The organism is Arthrobacter sp. JCM 19049 (assembly GCF_001310435.1).
Genome location: NZ_BAXF01000197.1, coordinates 1 through 3,860, shown reverse-complemented (window position 1 = coordinate 3,860; position 3,860 = coordinate 1). Strand labels below are relative to the sequence as shown.

Below are 3,860 nucleotides of genomic sequence, written 5' to 3'. Positions count from 1 at the left end.
CGAACCCGAGTCCAGGCCGCCGGCCGTGGTCTTTGGGCGTCCGGGCCCGGCTAGGGGCGGGAGGCGAAGCGCTCGAGCAGATCCACGTGGCCGGAGACGATCAGCACGTCACGGCGGGTGACCACCGTATCGGGCACGGCGTAGGTGAAGTCCTCGCCGGGGGACTTCACCCCCACAATCGTCACCCCGTACTTGGAACGCACATTGGATTCGGCCAGGGTGAAGCCCTGGGTTTCCTTCGGCGGGTACATCTTCACGATCGCGAACCCGTCATCGAATTCGATGAAGTCCAGCATCCGCCCGCCCACCAGGTGGGCGGCGCGCACCCCGGCGTCCGCTTCCGGGTAGATCACGTGGTTCGCCCCGATCCGGGTGAGGATCTTGCCGTGGGCCGGGGTGATCGCCTTGACCCACAGGTGCTCGATCCCCAGATCCACCAGGTTCACGGTGATCAGCACAGAGGACTCGATGGAGGTGCCCACCCCGACCACGGCGGAGGAGAATTCCTGGGCGCCCAACTGGCGCAGCGCGTCGATGTTCGTGGCGTCCGCGGCCACCACGTGGGTCAGCGAACTGGCCCACTTCTGCACCAGTTCGGGGTCACGTTCAATGGCCAGGACCTCACGGCCCTGCTTGACCAGCTGCTCGGCCACCGCGATGCCGAAACGGCCCAGCCCGATCACCAGGACCGGAGCATTGTGCGAAATAGATCTATCAGCCAATGATCGGCCTCTCTTCCGGGAACTGGTACAGGGTATCGCGCTGGCGCATGGTCAGCGCGCTTGCCAAGGTAATGCTACCGATGCGCCCGGCGAACATCAGCGCCGAGAGCACGTACTTGCCCTCCGGGGGCAGTTCGGCCGAAACATTCATGCTCAGCCCCACGGTGCCAAAAGCGGAGATTGATTCGAACAGCGCCCGCTGGAAGGAGAGCGTGTCATCAATGACCAGCAGCGCCCCCACCGCCACCGCCACCAGCGTGGCACCGAGCACGACCACCGATATCGCCACGCGCATGGTGCTCTCGGGCAGGCGGCGGCCAAAGGCGCGCACCTCCTTGTCGCCGCGCACCTCGCGAAGATCGCCAGGAACATCACCGCAATGGTGGTGACCTTGATGCCGCCGGCGGTGGAGGCCGAGCCTCCGCCGGCGAACATCAGCGCATCGGTCAGCAGCACCGTCACCGGCTGCATGTCGGAGGGCTCCACCAGGTTCATCCCGCCCGAACGCATCATCACCGAGGCGAAGAGCGCATTGACGATCTTCTCCCCGACATCCTCCCCGCCGATGGTGCGCTGATTGTTCCATTCAAAGAGCAGCCACAGCACGGTGCCGCTCAGCAACAGGATCGTGGTGGTCAGCAGCGTCAGCTTCGCATGCAGCGTCCAGCGCCGGTGGTTCAACCGGTGCGCGGCCAACACCATGATCACCGGGAAGCCCAGCGAACCGACGAACACCCCGAGCATCAGCGGGATCAGGATCCACAGGTCCATCTCATAGGGCACCAGCCCATTGGAGTGCGGGGTGAAGCCCACATTGTTAAACGCCGAGACGGCGTAGAACACCCCGTGCCAGATCGCCGAGAGCGGGCTTTCACCCAGCACGTAGAAGCGTGGAATCAGCAGCAGCGAGAGCAGGCCCTGCAGAGTGATCGCGGTCAGGATCACCACGCGCAGCAGCGAACCAACCTCACCCAGGGTGGAGGTCGCGGCCGTGTTCATCGAACTTTGCGCCACCAGCTTCCCGCGCACGCCAGGCGCTTGGACACCGCCAGGGAGAGCAGGGAGCGATCGTGAGGATCCCCAACCCGCCAATGAACATCGCCACCAGAAGAATCAGCTGGCCAAAGAACGACCAGTGCACCGCGGTGCTCACCGTGGTCAGACCGGTCACGCACACCGCGGAGACGGCCGTGAACAGCGCGTCGTGCAGCGCGGTGGGTTCGCCGCTGGCCGAGGCGAAGGGCGCGGAGAGCAGCGCGGTGAACAGGGTGATCACCAGCAGGAACGCGCCTAGGGCCAGCCGGGCGGGGGAGCGGGCGGTGAAGTCGGACAGTGCCGCCTTGACGCGCAACAGCTGCTTGCGTTTGCGTAACCACAAGCTGTCAGCGGGCCCGCTGGGGCGCTGCTGCATGGGGTCGCTCATCGATGCCTCTCCTGCGGGAAAGAAGTGGGGATAGAAGTACTGACTCTTCAGAGTAATCTACGCCCCGCACCGCCTGCGCGCAGGCGCACGCGGCGCCAAGGTGGCACTGGGGCACAAATGTGAGCCGACGCATTGAGTTCGGTCACAATCCGGTAGCGTAGAAGACGTGCTACAACCTCAACGTGCTCCGCGCCCGACACTGGTGGTCTGGGATGAAAAGTACCTGCAGTACAAGTTCAGCGACTACCACCCCATGCATCCCTCCCGCCTGGAGCTGACCATGCGCCTGAGCCAGGAGCTGGGGGTGATGCGCGGGGCGAACCTGGAGGTGGCACCGCCCACCGTTGCCGCGGACAGCGAACTGCTCACCGTGCATTCGCAGGACTACCTGGACCAGGTGCGCAGGGTCAGCCAGGACCCCACCATCCAGGCCCCGGACTACGGGCTGGGCACGGAGGATGATCCGGCGTTCGCCGGCATGCACGAGGCCAGCGCCCGGCTCTTTGGCGGCTCCCTGGTTGCCGCCGAGGCCATCGTGCAGCAAAAGGCGGTGCGGGCGGTGAACTTCGCCGGCGGGATGCACCATGCGGCGCGGGAGAAGGCCAGTGGGTTTTGCATCTACAACGATGCGGCCGCCGCCATCCAGTACCTGCTGGATCAGGGGGTGCAGCGGGTGTGCTACATCGACGTGGACGCGCACCACGGGGACGGCACCGAATCCCTGTTCTGGGATGAGGAGCGGGTGCTGACCATCTCCATCCACGAATCCGGGATGAGCCTGTTTCCCGGCACTGGGTTCGCCAACGAGATCGGCGGGGAGCGGGCGCGTGGCAGTGCGGTGAACCTGGCGCTGCCGGCGATGACCGGGGACGCCGGCTGGATGCGGGCCTACCATGCGGTGGTGCCGCAGCTGGTGAAGGCCTTTGAACCCGAGGTGATCGTCTCCCAGCACGGCTGCGACTCGCACCGGGACGATGACCTGACCAACCTGAAGCTCTCCGTTGATGCCCAACGCCAGGTGGCGCTGGATATCTCCCAGCTGGCGGATGAGGTCTGCGAGGGCCGGTGGATCGCCACCGGTGGGGGCGGGTACAACGTCACCGCCGTGGTGCCGCGGACCTGGAGCCACCTGATCGCGATTGCCGCGGACAAGCCGGTGCCGCTGCGCACCTATGTGCCCGAGACCTTCCGGCGCTACGTGCTGGAAACCTACGGCAAGGCGATGCCGTACCTGATGGGGGACGACGCGGAACTGTGGTGGCGCAACTGGGAGATCGGCTACGACCCGGCCGACCCGGTGGACCGTTCCATCATCGCCACCCGCAAGGAAGTCTTCCCGCTCTACGGACTGGACCCTGGTTCGACTAGCCCCGCCCCGGCACCGGCTACCGGCAAAACGCCCTATATGCCGCTAGGGTTATGTCTGTGGCTATTGATGAACTGTTCGCAGCGCTGGCCGAACCGACCCGGCGGCGCATCATGGAGGAACTGAAGGACGAGGCCCTGGCCGTGGGGATGCTGGTCGAGCGCCTGCAGATCTCCCAGCCCACCGTGTCCAAGCACCTGAAGGTGCTGCGCGAGGCGTCGCTGGTGAGCATGACCGCCCAGGGTCAGCGCCGCATCTATGCCCTGGACCTGGCCGCCATTGAGACCCTGGGCCAGTGGTGCGCGGACTTCCTGCCCGAGCCGCAGCCGGCGGAGGAGCCCGCCGCCCA

3 protein-coding genes and 1 pseudogene are annotated in these 3,860 nt (G+C 66.0%); 2 read left to right on the top strand and 2 right to left on the bottom strand.

The annotated features are described in order from the left end of the window. Positions 1-50 precede the first annotated feature (50 nt). Both JCM19049_RS09350 and JCM19049_RS09345 read right to left on the bottom strand, forming a co-directional pair. On the bottom strand, positions 51-722 hold the full coding sequence (locus JCM19049_RS09350; protein WP_054821453.1) for a TrkA family potassium uptake protein: 672 nt from the start codon (positions 720-722) through the stop codon (positions 51-53). After that, a pseudogene (locus tag JCM19049_RS09345) lies at positions 715-2,145 on the bottom strand (TrkH family potassium uptake protein). Before JCM19049_RS09345 ends, JCM19049_RS09350 begins: the two are co-directional and overlap by 8 nt. Before the next feature lie 253 nt (positions 2,146-2,398). On the opposite strand from JCM19049_RS09345, the gene JCM19049_RS09340 reads away from it, so the two are divergent. Together JCM19049_RS09340 and JCM19049_RS09335 are read left to right on the top strand one after the other, a co-directional pair. Then, entirely contained in the window at positions 2,399-3,637 is a 1,239-nt protein-coding gene (locus JCM19049_RS09340) for an acetoin utilization protein AcuC (protein ID WP_279402855.1), read from the top strand. Then, on the top strand, positions 3,625-3,860 hold a 236-nt coding region (locus JCM19049_RS09335), incomplete at its 3' end, for an ArsR/SmtB family transcription factor (protein ID WP_374700278.1). The genes JCM19049_RS09340 and JCM19049_RS09335, both read left to right, overlap by 13 nt.